Source organism: Streptomyces sp. BA2, from assembly GCF_009769735.1.
Taxonomy (GTDB): Bacteria; Actinomycetota; Actinomycetes; order Streptomycetales; family Streptomycetaceae; genus Streptomyces.
Genome location: NZ_WSRO01000002.1, coordinates 532,783 through 548,922 on the forward strand (window position 1 = coordinate 532,783; position 16,140 = coordinate 548,922).

The window sequence follows — 16,140 nt, forward strand, 5'->3', positions numbered from 1 at the left end:
GGCCACCTCCTTATCCGAAGCGGCCGGTGATGTAGTCCTCGGTGCGTGGGTCGGCCGGGTTCTCGAAGATCTTCTCGGTGGTGTCGTACTCGACGAGGCGCCCGTGGCGTACGCCCTTGTCGTCCACGTCGGCGGTGAAGAAGGCGGTGTAGTCGGAGATCCGCGCCGCCTGTTGCATGTTGTGCGTGACGATGACGATGGTGAACTCGGACGCGAGGCCCGCCATCAGGTCCTCGATGCGCGCGGTGGCGATCGGGTCGAGTGCCGAGCAGGGTTCGTCCATCAGGATCACCTCGGGCCGCACGGCGATCGCCCGCGCGATGCACAGCCGCTGCTGCTGCCCGCCGGACAGCGCGAGGGCGCTGGCCTTGAGCTTGTCCTTGACCTCGTCCCAGAGCGCGGCGCCGGTCAGCGCCTCCTCCACGAGGTCGTCGAGGTCGCCCTTCATGCCGTTCACGCGCGGGCCGTAGGCGATGTTGTCGTAGATCGACTTGGGGAAGGGGTTGGGCTTCTGGAAGACCATGCCGATGCGTCGGCGGACCTCGATGGGGTCGACGTCGGCGTCGTACAGATTCTCCCCGTGGTAGACGACCTTGCCGGTCACGCGGGCGCCGGGGATGAGGTCGTTCAACCGGTTCAGGCAGCGGATGACGGTGGACTTGCCGCAGCCGGACGGGCCGATCATCGCGGTGATCTGGCGGCGGCCGATGGTCAGCGTGACATCGCGGACCGCCTGGTGGTCGGCGTACCAGACATCCAGGTCGGAGATGTGGAAGACCGGGTCGCCGAGGGAGGGCGTCGGCCTGCCGTGGCGGCGGTCGCCGATCGCGAGGGCCAGGGAGCGGCCCTCGGGCGCTTCCCGCTTGGTGAGGTCGGGCACCGGCTCTTGCCGATGCGTGGCGGGGACGGGTGCGGGGTCTTGGTTCATCGGGTCACCAGCGCTTGCTGAAGCGGTTGCGCAGCCAGATCGCGGCCGCGTTCATGAGGAGGAGGATGGCGAGCAGGATGACGATCGCGGCGGCGGCCAGGTGGTGGAACTCCTCGCGGGACTGGCTGATCCAGCCGAAGATCTGGATGGGCAGGACGGTGTACGCGCTCTCCAGGCCCTCGGGGTTGAAGGCCACGTAGGTGACCGCACCGAGGAGCAGCAGCGGCGCGGCCTCGCCGATGGCACGGGACAGGGCGAGGATCGACCCCGTCGCGATGCCGGGCACGGCCGCGGGGAGCACCTGACGGCGGATGGTCTGCCACTGGGTCGCGCCCAGGGCCAGGGACGCTTGCCGAATCGACTGGGGCACGGCCCGGATCGCCTCCCGTGACGCGATGATGACGACCGGCATGACGAGCAGGGACAGCGTGAGTGCGGCCGTCAATACCGTTGTACCAAGGGAGAGTTGGCGGGCAAGCAGGCCGAGGCCCAGGATGCCGTAGATGATGGAGGGCACGGCGGCCAGGTTCTGGATGTTCAGCTCGATCAGCCGGTTGTACCAGCGGTTCGGATCGGCGTACTCCTCCAGGTAGATGGCCGCCATGACGCCGGTCGGCAGGCAGAAGAGCGCGGTGAAGGCGACCACCCAGATCGTGCCGAAGATCGCGGACTGGGCGCCCGCGCGCTCGGGCCGGCGGATGGAGGGGAAGTTGTTCCACAGCCGGGAGTCCAGGCGTGGCCAGGCCTCGACGAGGACGTAGGTGAGCAGTACGCCGAGGAAGATGATCCCCACGGCCAGGCAGCACAACAGCAGGGTGCGGAAGGCGGTTTCGCCGGGCCGGAAGCGCGGTCCCGCCAGCTTGCGGGGTGCCGCGCGCGCGGGTGGTTCGGTGACGCGGATGTCGGTCATTCGTACACCTCCCGGTACTTGCGCACCAGGCGGATGCTGAGCATGTTCATCACGAAGGTGATGACGAAAAGCAGGGCGCCGACGGCGAAGATGGTCTTGTACTCGAAGGACTGGACGGGGATGTCGCCCGACCCCGCCTGGGCGATGAACCCGGTCATGGTCTGCATCGCGTCCAGCGGGTTGAAGCTGAGCGTGGCGCGGTTGCCGGACGCGATCGCGACGATCATCGTCTCGCCGATGGCGCGGGAGATGCCGAGTACGCAGGCGGCGACGATGCCCGAGAGGGCCGCGGGCACCACGACGCGTACGGACACGATGCGCTTGCCGGAGCCGAGCGCGTAAGCACCGTCGCGCAGGGCGCCGGGCACGGCGGCCATGGCGTCCTCCGAGAGTGACGCGATGGTCGGGATGATCATGACGCCCATGACGATCCCGGCGGACAGGGCGTTGTTGAAATCGGGGCCTTCGCCGAACGGCCAGTGGTCCTGAAGGAGCGGGGTGACGAAGCTGAGGGCGAAGAACCCGTAGACGACGGTCGGTACTCCGGCGAGCACCTCGAGGGCGGGCTTGAGCACTTGGCGCACGCGCGGACTGGCGTACTCGCTGAGGTAGATGGCCGCGCCGAGACCGACGGGAATGGCGACGAGAAGCGCGATGACGGTGATGAGGAGGGTGGCGCCGAGCAGCGGCAGGACACCGTACTCGGGCTTGGTGAACAGCGCGGTCCACTCGGTGCCGCCCAGGAACGCACCGACGTCCACCCGGCCGAAGAACTCGGCGGTGGGCGGGATCAGCGAGACCACGATCCCGGCGGTCGTGGCGACGGACACCAGGGCGGCGAGCAACAGCAGTGCCTGGATGACCCGTTCGCCGTAGCACGGACGGGTCCTGCGCAGGGACTGCCTCCCTGGGGGTGCCGCGGAGGGCGGACGAGGCGGCGAACTCACTTCGCTGACGCCTTCAGCTTGTCGAGGTCGCTCTTGAGCTGCTCCTCCTGCTTCTGGTTGAGCGGGATGAACTTGGCGTCCTCGGCGATGGATTTGTTGTTCTCGACGTAGTACTCGACGAAGGACAACACCTCTTCCCTGTCGAGGGACTTGGCGTTGGGGTAGATGAACAGCGGCCGGGACAACGGCGCGTACTCGCCGCTCTGCGCGGTCTCGACGCCGGGCGCCACACAGCCCTTGCCCCCGTCGACCTTCAGAGCCTTGAGCTTGCCGGTGTTCTCCTCGAAGTAGGAGTAGCCGAAGTAGCCGAGGCCGCCCTTGGAGCCCGCGACGCCCTGCACGGTGACGTTGTCGTCCTCGGTCGGCGAGTAGTCGGTGCGCGAGGCGCCCTCCTCGCCGTTGACCGCCTCGGTGAAGTAGTCGAAGGTGCCGGAGTCGGTGCCCGCGCCGAACAGCTTCAGCGCCTGGTCGGGGAATTTCGGGTCGATCTGGTTCCAGTTGTTCACCTTGGACTTGGGTTCCCAGATCTTCTTCAACTGCTCGACGGTCAGGCAGTCCACCCAGTCGGCGTCCTTGTTCACGACCACCGTCAGCGCGTCGTTGGCGACCTTGAAGTCCTCGTAGGTGATGCTCCTCTTCTCGCAGGCGGCCTTCTCCTCGCCCTTGATGGGACGGGAGGCGTCGGAGATGTCGGTCTCGCCATTGCAGAACTTCTCGAAGCCGCCGCCGGTGCCCGAAGTACCGACCGTGACCCGGACCTTGGGCTGCTCCTCGGCGAAGATCTCAGCCGCCGCCGTGGTCAGCGGGGCGACCGTGCTGGAGCCGTCCACCTTGACCGTGCCCGAGAGCTGCTCGCCGTCACCGGAACCGCCACCCGCGTCGCCGCCCCCGCAGGCACTCAACGAGAAGGCCGCGGCGCACACCAATGCCGCTCCCCCGGCGAATTTTCCTGAACCACTGGTCGCGTTCATGTCTCACGATCCCTGGTGTCGGGCCGGTGAGTTGGGCCGGCCGCCGAGGAGGTCCGCGTGGAGCGGAGCTCCCTTCAGACACCTTGGATCGAACTTCGGTTATATGAACTCGCGGTGTACGAGAGGTAGCGCGACGCCGAAGCATAGCTGAGCGTCTATATAGACGATCATCACTATATGAATGTCGGCCGCACGCATTGAACTCCCGTGATTGGAGGGGGTGTTGAGCGGTATCGATGTGATGCTTGATGGGTCGCCGTGATGCTTGATGGGTCGTCATCGGCAGGCTCACCGAGGCAGGCTCACCGATACACCTCGGTGGAATGTGAACGGCCCACATCGCGGACGACTTCAAGACCGAGTACGCGGTCGAGATGGGCGAACGTCTCGAACTTGGCGCCGCCCGGTACGTCGACGGCCGACTCCAGATCACCGAGGAGCCGTAGCACGGCCGGGGTGTCGAGACCGTTCTCCAGGGAGGTGCGGGCCCGTTCCACGAAGCCCGCGGGCATCGCCTTGGACGGCTCATCGGCCCAAGCGGCCACGGCTTTACGCCAGTTGGCCAGCTTCTCACCGGCGGCGTCGAGGGCCGGGGCGGAGACGTCGACGGGTTCGTGGTGCGGATGGCCAAGGAGGAGCAGCCGCAGGGCGAGCGCGTCTCGTTCCTTGTCCTGATCCGCGTCTCGATTCGCGCCTGCCGTGGTGGCCGTGGTCGCTTCGCCGACATGGAGCGACAGGCCACCCGCGCCTTCGTACGTACGGCTGGTGAAGTGAACGGCCGGCGGGCCGCCGAGAGCTTCGGTGATCTCGTCGACGGTGCCATGGGCGTCGGCCGGACGGATACCGGTGGCGTCGGCCGACGCCACCGGCGGGCAGGTCCACCCGATGAGGACGGTCCGGCCGCGCAGCTCGACGACGCGGGCCAGCACGTCCGCGACGAGGAGCACACGCAGACCGGTCAAGGCGTCCGGGTCGTCGGCCGACGGCGCGTGGGCGCACATCCGCAGCGGTCCGAACCCGGCCAGATCATCAACGATGCTCAGCACACCACAGAGACTAGGCGTACCGCTCCGCGATGGCACCCGGCGAGAGCGGCCGGGCGGGCAGCGAATCGCAATCGCCGCCCGGCCGCTCCCGCGCGAGCGATCTGCCTCAGGCCGGTCCGACCCCGCCCGTGCAGGCCGCGCCGGGCTCGGGAGTCTGCTCCCCCTGGACGTACTTGCCCAGAAACTTCTCCACCCGCGGATCTGATGCCTTGTCCACGGTGAGCTGGCGGCCCCACGCGGTGAGCGTGAGGGCACCCCTCTGCTCCTTGACCGGGCTCATCAGCGTGTAGGGCGTCGTGCTGACCTTCTGGCTCAGCGCCTTGATGTCGCCGGCCGCCGCCTTGTCGTTGTACGTGATCCAGACGGCGCCGTGCTCCAGCGAGTGGACGGCGTTCTCCTCACCCAGCGGCTTGTCGTACACATCGCCCTGGCAGTTGGCCCACGCCTGGCTGTGATCGCCGCCCGCTGCCGGGGTCATCGGGTAGTCGACCTTCTTCGTGACGTGATTGCGTCCGAGCTTCTTCGCGTCCCACGTCTTCTCCCCCTTGACGGGGGCCTGCGCGACGGCTTCTTCCTTCTCCTTCTCCTCCGACGCGTCGAGCAGGACGTACGAGCCGAATCCGGCGAGCCCGGCCAGTACGGCCACGCCGGCGGTGATGGCGATGACGCGGTTGCGGCGTTCGCGCGCCTGCTCGGCGCGGCGCAGCTCCTGTATGCGGGCCTTGCGTGCGGCGGAGGTCGCGGCCTTCTTGCCTGTCTTGGATGTGCCCATGTCCGGGGATGTCCTTGTCCCCGCCGTGCCCGGGGCGCGGCGGTGGTGATGGTGTGTGAGGTGATCGGCGGCAACGCGGGGCGGCGGCCTAGGTCCTCTGCACCTGAAGGACGTGGAGATCCGGGGCGTGACGGTGAACGGGCGTCCGCGGCACGGGATGTACGGCGGTGGGGGGCGCGGGCAGTCCCGCCTCCCCCAGTGTGGTCGGCACCGCCGGTTCGGCGGCCGGGAGTGCCACCGCCGCGGCATGCGTGGCGGAGGCGCAGCGGTCGCCGGGCGGGCAGCTGTGGCCGAGGGAGGCTTCTTCGGCGAGGGCTGAGTCGCCGGCTCCGGCGGTGGGCGCGGCGGAGAAGGAGAGCACGTCGCGGGCGCCTGGCTCGTCGTGATGTGCCGCGGAGCCGAAGCACACGCACAGGACGGCCAACAGGATGGCCAGGCCGACCCCCGACACGGCACAGCGCGCGGCGGCCCGCCGCTCTCCGCACACCGTGCCCCGCAGACCAGACGCCATGGCCGCAGATAGTAGCCGCTGCCGGATCAGTGCCGGGGCGCAGGGCGGTAACGCCTGGGCCCTGCGCGCGGGGCACCTCAACTACGCCGCGACCGGCCCGGGGAAGGCCCGCCGCCGAGTCGGCCGCACCAGCCAACCGGCCAGCTTCAGCACGGCATGCGACGGGACCGCAACCTCGCAAGCCTGCGAGCACCGGGGCAGGTGCACAACAAGACCGCTCCCAACACCACAAGCCACGCACCAAACTCACGCCCCGCGATGCGCAAGCACCACGCGCGGGGCCCCAGGCACGACCACCGGAGCACCGGACCGCCGCCGAGTCGGCAGCAACAGCCCACCGGCCAGCTTCAGCACGGCATGCGATGGGACCGCAACCTCGCAAGCCTCCCGCACGCACAATCCCCAGACCGCCCCGCACACGGACCATCCGCTCACATCTCACGCTGGGCAAGGACCAGGCACTGGCCTGCGCACAGGGCGCCCAAGTCAACGTGCACCGGCACCCCGCGCAAGACCCGGCCAGGGCCACCGGCGCGCCCGCCAAGTCACGCGAGCACCAGCACCCCGGCCAGCCCCACACGCCACGCACCCGACCCACACCCCGCCATGCGCAAGCACCGTTGGCCGTCCGGAACTCCAGGCACGATCACCAGGTCAGCGCACACCAGCGCCCCAGCTCACTCCACGCACCAGACACCCGACTCACACCCCATGGTGTGCAAGCACCCTGTGCGGGTCCGGAGTCCCGGGCGTCGCCGCCGGGTCGGCGTGGACCAGGGCCGCGGTCAGCTTCGGCACCGCGTGCAGCAGGGCGTGCTCCGCGTCCACCGCGACCTCGTGCGCCTCCCACACGGACAGCTCCCCGTCCACCACGACCGCCACCTCCGCGCGCAGCCGGTGCCCGATCCATCGAAGGCGCAGCTCGCCGACGCCCCGTACACCGGGAACCGTCAGGAGCGCCTCCTCCGCCGCGTCGACGAGGGCCGGGTCGACGGCGTCCATCACCCGGCGGAAGACCTCGCGCGCCGCGTCCCGCAGGACCAGCAGGATCGCCGCGGTGATGAGCAGGCCCACGATCGGGTCGGCGAGCCGCCAGCCCAGCGCGGCGCCGCCCGCGCTCAACAGGACGGCGAGCGAGGTGAATCCGTCCGTCCGGGCATGCAGACCATCGGCCACAAGGGCGGCCGAGCCGATCTCGCGGCCGACGCGGATGCGGTAGCGGGCGACCCATTCGTTGCCGATGAAGCCGATGACGGCAGCGGCGGCCACCACCCAAAGGTGCTCCAGGGTGCGGGGGTTGAGCAGCCGGTCGACCGCCGCCCAGGCCGCGAACGCCGCCGACGCGGCGATCGTCAGGAGGATGACGATGCCCGCGAGATCCTCGGCACGGCCATAGCCATAGGTGAAGCGGCGGGTGGCGGCCCGGCGGCCCAGGACGAAGGCGATGCCGAGGGGGATCGCGGTCAGCGCGTCCGCCGCGTTGTGCACGGTGTCACCGAGGAGCGCGACCGAACCGGTGAGCACGACGATCACCGCCTGGACCACGGCCGTCACGCCCAGAACAGCCAGTGAGATCCACAGGGCTCGCATGCCGCGCGCGGACGATTCCAGCGCCGGGTCGACCTTGTCGGCAGCCTCGTGCGAGTGCGGCTTCAGCACGTGCCCCGCCTTGTGCCGCCACCGGGTATGCCCGCGACCATGGCTGTGGTCGTGGTCATCGTGGTGGTCGTGGGCGTGGTCATGGTCGTGGTGCTCGTGCGAAAGGTGCGGGTGTCCGTGCTGCTGCTCACTCACAAGTACGGCCTTCCGACGCGGGACGGAGAGTGGACACCGCGAGGTGCCCGCACCCATTATGTGCGTATGAGCGCACGCATGCACCTATCACCTGCGCACGATGCGCACCCGCAAGATCCGGGCACCGAACACTTCGCCCACGCGGCCGAAGTACTCGGCCTCCTCGCCGACCGCACCCGCCTCACCCTGCTCCACACCCTCGGCAAGGGCGAGGCCGATGTCATGACTCTGACCGCCGCGTGCGGCGCGGCTCGCCCGGCGGTCAGCCAGCACCTCGCCAAACTGCGCCTCGCCGGACTCGTCTCCGTACGCAAGGAAGGGCGACGGATGATCTACGGTCCGCCCGACGGGCACCTGCGGCGCGTGGTCGACGAGGTCCTGAACCTCGCCGACCACCACCTCAGCGGCGCGGACACCCACGACTGAGCCGGCCTCAGGCGTAATCGCGCCTGCCGCGCCGATAGTCGATCTCCCCCAGCACGATGTCGACGGCGATGAAGGCGGCCAGCGGGATGCCGAGCAGCGGCACGAAGTAACCGAGCACGGCGATCGCCGCCATCAGCGGAACCAGGACGTACGCCGGCACGTGTCGCCACGCCCCGCGCGGCAGCGGACGCCCGAAGGAACCGCCGCGCCCGCGCTGCCACCACATGCGGTAGCCCCACACGATCATCAGGATCAGGCAGAGGGCGAGCGCGACCAGGGCGATCTGGTTGGCGAGCCCGAACAGGGTGCCGGTGTGCGCGTCGATGCCCCAGCGGGTCAGCTTGGCGAGCACGGGGTAGTCGGCGAACCGCAGCACTTCGGTGACCTCACCGCTCGCCGGATCGACAGCGACGGAGTCCTGCTTCTCGGGCCAGCTGCGCTGGATCTGCCGGACGACGTACGCGGACGACGCGTCGGCGGGCGGTACGACCTCCACGGGGTTGGAGAGCCCCTCGGCACGGGCCGCCTTCAGGACGGCGTCGAGCCCCACCCCGTCGGCGGCGCCTCCCGAGCCCGAACCCCCGTGACCCGCGTGCTCCCCGCCGCCCCCGGCGGTCGCCCCAAGGGCCGGCGTCGTCTGCCCGATGGCCTCGCGCAGGTCGCTGACGCTCTGTCCCGCGTACGCCGACCAGGTAAGACCCGTCGCCGACAGGAAGATCAGCCCCACGGCGGCCCACACGCCCACCGAGCCGTGCAGCGAGAGCGTGCGCCGACGCCCTGTGGTCCCGCGCAGCTTGCGCTGGGAGCGCCGGCGTCCGAACCACAGCACCAGGCCGCCGCCCGCGATCACCCACAGCCAGCTGGCGGCGAGCTCGCTGTAGAGGCGGCCGGTCTCGCCCAGGTGCAGATCGCGGTGGAGTTCGTCGATCCAGGTGCGCAGCGGCAGTGCGCCGGTGGAGCCGTACTGCTCCAGGGCGCCCCGCACTTCGCCGTTGTACGGGTTCACGAACACGGCGAGGGTGTGGTCGGCGTCCACGCCCGGGGCTCCCGACAGCAGCACGCGGGTCGTCGCGCCGTCCTCCGGCGAGGGCCGCACGGCGCTGACCGTGCCCTCAGAGTGCGCCTTGCGGGCGGCGGCCACCTGTTCCGAGATCGGCAGCTCGGTCTTGTTCTCGCCGACGGGGACGCGCAGTTCGTGGGAGTACACGATCTTCTCGGCCTGGTACGAACAGGCGTACAGGAGTCCCGTGGTGGCGGCGACGAGCAGGAAGGGCGCGATGAGCACCCCGGCGTAGAAGTGCAGTCGCATCACGAGCGGACGCAGCGACGCCCATCCGGACCGTCCTGCGGAGGGCGGCGCCTCCTGGGTCTCCTGCCCGTCATCCGGGGCGAGAAGTGTGGGTTCGGCGGACATGAGCGGCTCTCCTGGATCAAGGGTGGTGCGGATCGGCCGTATCGGGCCGGTGCAGGAGTCGGCGCACGGGGCGGAAGAGTTCCCGGCGATGCGTAGGAGTTGCGTGATGCGCGCCACATGTACGGGTGTGGGAGGTACATGGACGGGCGTGGGAGGTACGGGTCCGCAGGGAGGATCCGGCGGTCAGCCGTGCGCCGCGATTGACGTACCCCGCGCCCTTCACCGGCGACGGGGGCGGGACTAGCGTCGGGAGGACCGGGCGCCCTCAGGACCGGGCGCCCTCAGGACCGGGAACCCCCGGGGCCGGGGCCCCTCAAGACTCCGTTGGAGACGCGATGCTCCAGACACGCGAGTTGTTCGACAGCCTTGCCTCTCGTGCCGACCACCTCGACAACCAGACCCTCGCCACCACCGCCGACGCCCTCTCCGCGTGCGAACTGGCCGTTTCCGCCTGCGCGATCGGCATGCTCGCCGAGAAGGAGGCCGATGAACTGCGGGTCGCCATCAACCGCGACCTGAACTGCGCCGACATCGCCGCCGCCACACGGCGCGTCCTGACGCGCGGCACGGACGCCGATCCCGCGCTCCTTACGGCGCAGTTGGAGGCGTGCGCGATCGCCTGCGAGAAGAGCCACGAACTGTGCGCCCAGCACGCGCCGCAGCACGAGCACTGCCGCATCTGCTCCGAGGCCACCGACAGCGCGGCGTCCGCCTGCCGAGAGGTCATGCGGAGCCTGCGGGCCTAGCTCGCCGGGCCCCGGAGCCCTGATCACCCGCGCTGTTCGCTCCGTGGCCCGCGATCCGGCAAACTGCCCGGATGGACTATGAGTTCTGGAACGACATCCACACCCGCGGCGGCATCCCCGCGGTCAAGAACGCATTGGAGGAGCTGGCCGAGCGCGGATCTCCCGAGGACGTCGACGCCGCGATGGATCTGGCCTGCCGGGTCATCGAGGACGACACCGCCCGCCTCCAGGCCCGCGCGGATCAGGCCGAGGCCAGACTGCGGATGCTGACCGACGAGGCGCGTGAGGTGGAGCGGCAGGTGGACGCGCACGCCGGGGCCGAGAAGGCCGACGAGACTTCGGGGCGCGCGGAACGGCAGTGACCTTCGCCGGGGGCCGGGCAGCCGACCGCAGGAGAGGGTGACGCTTGGCGCTTTCGGGGCTCCAACGCGAGCCCGTCCGGTGCTAGCGTCCCAGCGTCCGGCGCGTACCGCGTACGCGTTCTGACCGTCTTCTCGAGCACCGTTCACTCGAACACCGTCTACTCGGGTTCCTCAGGATTCTCGAGGTTCCCGAGCGCGATTCCTTTGACCGACCACCGTCGCCGAAAGGGATGCACCATGACCGTGGAAGACCCCGGCGCAAGCGGCACGACGGCCCCGACCCCCGAAGAAGTCGGGGCGAAGTACGACCAGTTCGGCGACATGCTCGCCATGTTGCTCGGATCGACCGCCCTTCACATCGGCATGTACGCGCCGCACGGGGAGAGTCCGTCCGTCACCACCTTGATCGCGATGGCCGACCTCGCCCAGGACCGGCAGACCGAATTCCTCGTCGACACCATCGGCTTGGCGCCCCACGAGCACCTGCTCGACATCGGCTGCGGCACAGGCGGCCCGGCCGTCCGGCTGGCCGAGCGCACCGGCGCCCGCGTCACCGGGATCAACGTCAGCAAGAGCCAGCTCGCCCGCTGCCAGGACCGCCTCACCGCGCAGGGGGCGGCCCCAGGTCTCGCGGAGCGGGTGGACTTCGCCTACGGCAACGCCATGCGACTGGAGTACGCGGACGCGGCTTTCGACGCCGCGTGGTCCATCGACTGCATCCCCCATCTCTCCGACCGGTCCGCGGGGCTGCGTGAAGCACTGCGGGTGCTGCGTCCGGGCGGGCGGTTCCTGTTCACGGAGTTCGCCCTGCGCGGCACCCCCACCGACGAGGAAGTGGCGGCCTTCACCCGGATGTGGTCCTGTCCCCCGCTCACCCCGTTCGCCGCGCTCATCGGCGAGCTCCAACAGGCGGGCTTCCGCGTGGAGTCCGTGCGGGACATGACCGCGAACGCGGCGCTGTGCGGCGAGGTCATGTGCGTGCTCTACGAGGACCGGCGCGGCGAGATCGAGGAACGGTTCGGCAAGGAGGCGCTGGCCTACACCGATCCGCTGATGGCCCCCTACCGTTCCTTCTGCCGCAACCACATGGACTACTACCTGCTCGTCGTTCGCTCCCCCGAAGCCTGACGCGCGAGCGGCCAGGCGTGCCCCGGAGGCCCGCACGGGACCTCCGGGGCAGCAGATCCGTGCGTCAGTTCACGGTCACCGCGACGACCGGCGAGACGGTGGCGCCGCTCGCGATACGCAGTTCGTTCTTGCCCTTGATCCCGAGCTTGACTCGCAGGCCGTAGCTCCCGGACGTGTTGGTGACCGTGCTCGCGGGCAGTGCCTTCCACGCCCCGCGCTGCTTCTGCTGCAGGGTCACCTTGCTGCCTGCCTTCAGCCCGGTGGCCTTGCCCGTGATGCGGAACTCCTGCCACGCGCGGACGTGGGAAACGGACGCCTTCACCGTGAGCGTGGCCGCGGCGGGCTTGACCCCGGCCTGCTGCGCGGGGAGGGGCTGGGGCTCAGGGCCGGACCCGGCGGCGAGCGCTGCGGTGGCGGGAATCAACAGGACCGATCCGACGAGAGCGGAGACGGCGGTGGTGCGCAGAAGGCTGCGGCGGTTGTTTCGCATGACGGCAGTGATCCCCTTGGGTGTCGGTCGGTACGCGGTCCTCGTCGTGCGACGAGTCGCACAATGAGGAACATAAACGTATGCACCCGACATTGCGATCACCCGAAAGGGGCGTAACAGAATCCGGTAAAACCGGTCACAGCGCCGCAACTGCCCGCGCCGTCCCCCGCGTTGCCTCCACGCGCCCGCGCGCGGGCGGTCAGCGGCAGCTCAGGTACAGCCCACGTGCGGTCAGAGAAAAACTCAGATTCCCAGCACGGCCTTCGCCGTCATGAAGTAGATGATCAAACCGGTCGCGTCGACGAGCGTGGTGACCATCGGCGCCGACACCACCGCCGGGTCGATCCGCAGCCGCTTGGCAAGGAGCGGCATCGTGCCGCCGATGGTCGCCGCCCAGCCGCAGATGACCACCAGGGTGATCCCGACGACCAGGGCGATCTTCGCGCTGACGAACAGCGTGCCCACGACCACCCCGAGGATCGCGAGCAGCGAGCCCAGGACCAGGCCCACCCGGCACTCCCGCCATATGACCTTCAGCAGGTCCGATCCCCGCACTTCGCCGACGGCCAGGGCGCGTACGCACGCGGTGGCGGCCTGGGCTCCCGCGTTGCCGCCCGCGCCGATCAGCATCGGGATGAACATGGCGAGCTGCGCGGCCTTCTCCAAGGTGCCCTCGAAGGACTGGGTCACGCTGACCGTCAGCGTCGCCGCGACGAGCAACAGGCTCAGCCACAGGGCCCGGTAGCGCGCGAGCTGCCACACCGTCGCGGCCATGTAGTGCCCGGCCCAGGGCGCGGCGCCCGCCTGCCGCGCCACGTCCTCGGTGTCGGCGGCCTCGATGACTTCGAGCGCGTCGTCGATGGTGAGCAGTCCCACGAGCCGGTTCTCGCTGTCGACGACGGGCAGGTTCAGGTCGTTGGTCTCGCGCATCAGCCGGGCCGCCTGCTCGGCCGAGTCGGTGGCGTACACGGACACCGGCTCGGTGACGACCAGCGCGGAGACCATGGTCTCCGGCGGGCTGAGCACCAGCTCGCGCAGCTCCGCGATCCCGGCGAGGCGCCGTCCCTCGTCCACGACGGGCAGGGTGTAGACCGTCTCGGCCTGACCGCCCTTCTGCCGTACGACCTCCAACGCCTGCTGGACGGTGAGGTCCTGGCCGAGCGCCACGACTTCGGGAGTCATGTAGCGGCCGACGGAGCCCTCGGGGTAGCCAAGGAGCGCGGACGTCATCCGCCGTTCGTGCGCGCTCAGTCCGGCGAGCACCCGTTTGGCGACCTTGGCGGGGGCTTCGCGCAGCATCCTCGCCCGGTCGTCGGGGTCCATGCCCTCGACGAGCTCCAGGAAGGTGTGGTCGCGCAGCCCCTCCAGGATCTGCTGCTGGTCGACCGGCTCCAGCTCCTCGAAGACGGTCAGCGCCCGGTCCTTGTCGAGGAGGCGGAAGGCCATGCCCGCGTCGACCGCGTCCATCCGGCCGAGCTCATCGGCGATCACGTGGGGCGGGTTGCTCTCCAACCACTCCAGAGCGGCGTGCAGTTGATGAGCCTTGACTATGTCCTGCAACGACTCCGGCGGCTCCGAGGGCTCCGGACGCAGTTCTTCGGGCAGGTTCGTCTGAGGCATGGGGCAGGTCCTCGGCGCAGCGGTGAGACAAGACACGGGGCACCCAGGGGCAGAGCGCGCCGACGAAGGCTACACGGGCCGGGTGAACGCTCCGATGCCGCTCCTCGTGGCGCGGCGGCTGGTCACCGCGCCCGCGCGGTCCGGCGGCGGACGAGAGTGATGAGGGAGGGGCCGCCGCGCAGGCACCAGAGCGCGATGACGGGATCGCAGATGGCGCATCCCAGTGACGAGTCGTGGGCGAAGGGGACGATCGGGTTGCCCTTGAAGTGGTGGACCAGGTCCCATCCGGTGTGGAGCAGCCAGCCGATGCCGATGAACGTCCAGGATTCCAGGCCGCGGTACGCGCAGTAGGTGACGGCGGCGGTGAAGAGGAACTCCCAGCCCCCGAGCCCGCCGCCGCTGAGGTAGGCCGCTCCCGCGCCGGCCACCATGATCGCGTTGAAGCGGCGTCGGTGCGGCTCGCGGATCAGGGACATCACGAGGGCGTAGACGACGCCGATCAGGAGCGGTGCGACATACGGCATGACCTGCATGGAGTTCCTTCGGTGGTGGTGCGCGTCCGGTCGTCGCCGGGATCACCGCCGAAGTTATCCGGGCCCGCGGGCGCCTCCCAGTGGCATTAATGCCATGCTTCAACGGGATAACGCCATCGACGTCGGCGCTTGCTCGCGCGGCGTCTCACCTACTCATTCGCTCGCCGTGGCGGGCCTTGCCTGCAGCCAGGACGGACTCGATCCCATGGCGCCGTTCACCCAGAACGCGCTGGCAGTTGGCGGCCTCCGCGGCCGGTCCGAAGACGCCCGGAGCACGCCGTTCCGCCACGGCCGCCGCGGTGTCAGCGGTCACGAGATCGGCGTTGATCGCTGTCGTCGCCGTCATTCCGGAGGCTGCGGACACCATGACTCCGGCCATGAGATCAGTGACGTTGCCCGCGACCCACACCCCTGCGACGCCCGTGAACCCGGTCGCGTCCGATTCGACGTAACTCCCCACGCCCATCGGGTGGTCGACGCTCGCCAGACCGAGTCCCGCGAGCACCGCGCCGCGCGCCTCGAGACCGACCACCTCACCGTCTACCACCGCGATGCCACGGGCGGCCAGCTGCTCCCACTGCTCCTCGGTCAACTCGCCCCCGGTGTGCAGGAACAGGGTCACCTGCGCCGACCACTGACGGAACAACAGCGCCTGATGCACCGCCATCGGACCGGTCGCCAGGACGCCGATCGGCTCGTCGCGCACCTCCCAGCCATGGCAGTAGGGACAGTGCAGGACGTCACGGCCCCACCGCTCGCGTACGCCGGGGAACATCGGGAAGCTCATCGACGAGCCCCGTCGTCACCAGCAGACGCCGCCAGGTCCGGCACGATCCGCCCGCCGTAGCCGACGGCCTCCTCCCGGCCGATCCGCAGCAGTGCGCCCGGCGCGAGGCCCTCGCGGGAGAGGAACCCGTGCACGCCGTCGGCGGGAGCGTTGCGCGGCTCACCGGAATCCACCACCAGTACGGAACGCCTGGCCCTGGCCAGGGTCAGCGCCGCCGACAGACCGGCGGCACCGCCCCCGATCACCTGTACGTCCACATCGGCGTCGGGGTCGGTGGTGCACATCCCTTGACCGGAAAGCGCGACCACACACCTGGAGTCCAACTACCATACGGTGTCGGGCAGTTGCCAACCGGGTAGGACAATGGCGGGGCTGCGGACGGCGCGATGCATCGGGGGGACCGAGTGGCACGTGAACCACGGCGACTGACGCTGACCGAAGCGATCGAGTCACTGCGTCAGGACTTGACCGCCGCACAGCAGCAGGGCATCGGCAAGACCGTAGGGTTCTCCGTCGACGGCATCAGCGTCGAACTGGACGTACAAGCCGAACGGAGCGACACCGTCGAGGGCGGCGTCTCGTGGTACGTGACCGCGAAGCGCGCACGTACCCGTGTGAAGCGCACCGGGACCCGGCTTGTCGTGACGCTCACACCACGCGGGGTCCTGAACGTCGGCGATCGGGTCGACCGCCCCCGGAACGCGCCCCCGCCTCGCGCTTCGGGACATACGGCAGCCGGCGCGGGAGAGTGATGC

At 69.8% G+C, this 16,140-nt stretch carries 17 protein-coding genes and 1 pseudogene; 5 read left to right on the forward strand and 13 right to left on the reverse strand.

Annotated elements, in window-relative coordinates; all coding sequences use genetic code 11:
• Window positions 1-10 precede the first annotated feature (10 nt).
• The 8 genes from pstB to E5671_RS05215 form a co-directional block, all read right to left on the reverse strand.
• A complete protein-coding gene (gene pstB / locus E5671_RS05180) occupies window positions 11-928 on the reverse strand; it encodes a phosphate ABC transporter ATP-binding protein PstB (protein WP_237330107.1) in 918 nt (305 codons plus the stop codon).
• A 4-nt stretch (window positions 929-932) separates the two neighbouring features.
• Window positions 933-1,838, reverse strand: coding sequence for a phosphate ABC transporter permease PstA (pstA, locus tag E5671_RS05185; RefSeq protein WP_160502656.1), 906 nt, complete (start codon window positions 1,836-1,838; stop codon window positions 933-935).
• Window positions 1,835-2,785, reverse strand: coding sequence for a phosphate ABC transporter permease subunit PstC (pstC, locus tag E5671_RS05190; protein ID WP_160502657.1), 951 nt, complete (start codon window positions 2,783-2,785; stop codon window positions 1,835-1,837). Before pstC ends, pstA begins: the two co-directional genes overlap by 4 nt.
• Window positions 2,782-3,756, reverse strand: coding sequence for a PstS family phosphate ABC transporter substrate-binding protein (locus E5671_RS05195; RefSeq protein WP_160502658.1), 975 nt, complete (start codon window positions 3,754-3,756; stop codon window positions 2,782-2,784). The genes pstC and E5671_RS05195 overlap by 4 nt, the downstream gene beginning before the upstream one ends.
• 302 nt (window positions 3,757-4,058) lie before the next feature.
• On the reverse strand, window positions 4,059-4,802 hold the full coding sequence (locus E5671_RS05200; RefSeq protein WP_160502659.1) for a hypothetical protein: 744 nt from the start codon (window positions 4,800-4,802) through the stop codon (window positions 4,059-4,061).
• Between the two features lie 106 nt (window positions 4,803-4,908).
• Window positions 4,909-5,574: a DUF3105 domain-containing protein gene (locus E5671_RS05205; protein ID WP_160502660.1), complete on the reverse strand. Its 666-nt coding sequence runs from the start codon at window positions 5,572-5,574 to the stop codon at window positions 4,909-4,911.
• Window positions 5,575-5,662: 88 nt separating this feature from the next.
• Window positions 5,663-6,085, reverse strand: a complete 423-nt coding sequence (locus E5671_RS05210) for a hypothetical protein (RefSeq protein ID WP_160502661.1) — start codon at window positions 6,083-6,085, stop codon at window positions 5,663-5,665.
• 702 nt (window positions 6,086-6,787) lie between these two features.
• On the reverse strand, window positions 6,788-7,936 hold the full coding sequence (locus tag E5671_RS05215) for a cation diffusion facilitator family transporter (protein ID WP_160502662.1): 1,149 nt from the start codon (window positions 7,934-7,936) through the stop codon (window positions 6,788-6,790).
• A 9-nt stretch (window positions 7,937-7,945) separates the two neighbouring features.
• On the opposite strand from E5671_RS05215, the gene E5671_RS05220 reads away from it, so the two are divergent.
• On the forward strand, window positions 7,946-8,305 hold the full coding sequence (locus E5671_RS05220) for an ArsR/SmtB family transcription factor (protein WP_160502663.1): 360 nt from the start codon (window positions 7,946-7,948) through the stop codon (window positions 8,303-8,305).
• Between the two features lie 7 nt (window positions 8,306-8,312).
• Here the strand turns inward: E5671_RS05220 and E5671_RS05225 are convergent, their stop codons facing one another.
• Window positions 8,313-9,719 (reverse strand): PepSY-associated TM helix domain-containing protein, encoded by a 1,407-nt coding sequence (locus tag E5671_RS05225; RefSeq protein WP_160502664.1) that lies wholly within the window; start codon window positions 9,717-9,719, stop codon window positions 8,313-8,315.
• Between the two features lie 335 nt (window positions 9,720-10,054).
• On the opposite strand from E5671_RS05225, the gene E5671_RS05230 reads away from it, so the two are divergent.
• The 3 genes from E5671_RS05230 to E5671_RS05240 all read left to right on the forward strand — a co-directional run bounded on the left by E5671_RS05230 (window position 10,055) and on the right by E5671_RS05240 (window position 11,955).
• Window positions 10,055-10,465 (forward strand): hypothetical protein, encoded by a 411-nt coding sequence (locus E5671_RS05230; protein ID WP_160502665.1) that lies wholly within the window; start codon window positions 10,055-10,057, stop codon window positions 10,463-10,465.
• 71 nt (window positions 10,466-10,536) lie between these two features.
• Window positions 10,537-10,827 (forward strand): hypothetical protein, encoded by a 291-nt coding sequence (locus tag E5671_RS05235; protein ID WP_160502666.1) that lies wholly within the window; start codon window positions 10,537-10,539, stop codon window positions 10,825-10,827.
• Between the two features lie 237 nt (window positions 10,828-11,064).
• The gene (locus tag E5671_RS05240; protein ID WP_160502667.1) at window positions 11,065-11,955 is read left to right on the forward strand and encodes an SAM-dependent methyltransferase; all 891 of its coding nucleotides are present in this window, start codon (window positions 11,065-11,067) and stop codon (window positions 11,953-11,955) included.
• A gap of 64 nt (window positions 11,956-12,019) precedes the next feature.
• Here E5671_RS05240 and E5671_RS05245 read toward each other — a convergent pair whose 3' ends face one another.
• The 4 genes and pseudogenes from E5671_RS05245 to E5671_RS05260 form a co-directional block, all read right to left on the reverse strand.
• Window positions 12,020-12,445 (reverse strand): hypothetical protein, encoded by a 426-nt coding sequence (locus tag E5671_RS05245; RefSeq protein ID WP_160502668.1) that lies wholly within the window; start codon window positions 12,443-12,445, stop codon window positions 12,020-12,022.
• Between the two features lie 243 nt (window positions 12,446-12,688).
• Window positions 12,689-14,065, reverse strand: a complete 1,377-nt coding sequence (mgtE, locus tag E5671_RS05250) for a magnesium transporter (protein ID WP_160502669.1) — start codon at window positions 14,063-14,065, stop codon at window positions 12,689-12,691.
• Between the two features lie 122 nt (window positions 14,066-14,187).
• Window positions 14,188-14,589, reverse strand: a complete 402-nt coding sequence (locus E5671_RS05255; RefSeq protein ID WP_160509996.1) for a DUF6010 family protein — start codon at window positions 14,587-14,589, stop codon at window positions 14,188-14,190.
• A gap of 154 nt (window positions 14,590-14,743) precedes the next feature.
• Window positions 14,744-15,669 (reverse strand): annotated as a pseudogene (locus E5671_RS05260) (FAD-binding protein).
• 120 nt (window positions 15,670-15,789) lie between these two features.
• On the opposite strand from E5671_RS05260, the gene E5671_RS05265 reads away from it, so the two are divergent.
• The gene (locus tag E5671_RS05265) at window positions 15,790-16,137 is read left to right on the forward strand and encodes a trypco2 family protein (protein ID WP_160502670.1); all 348 of its coding nucleotides are present in this window, start codon (window positions 15,790-15,792) and stop codon (window positions 16,135-16,137) included.
• Window positions 16,138-16,140 lie beyond the last annotated feature (3 nt).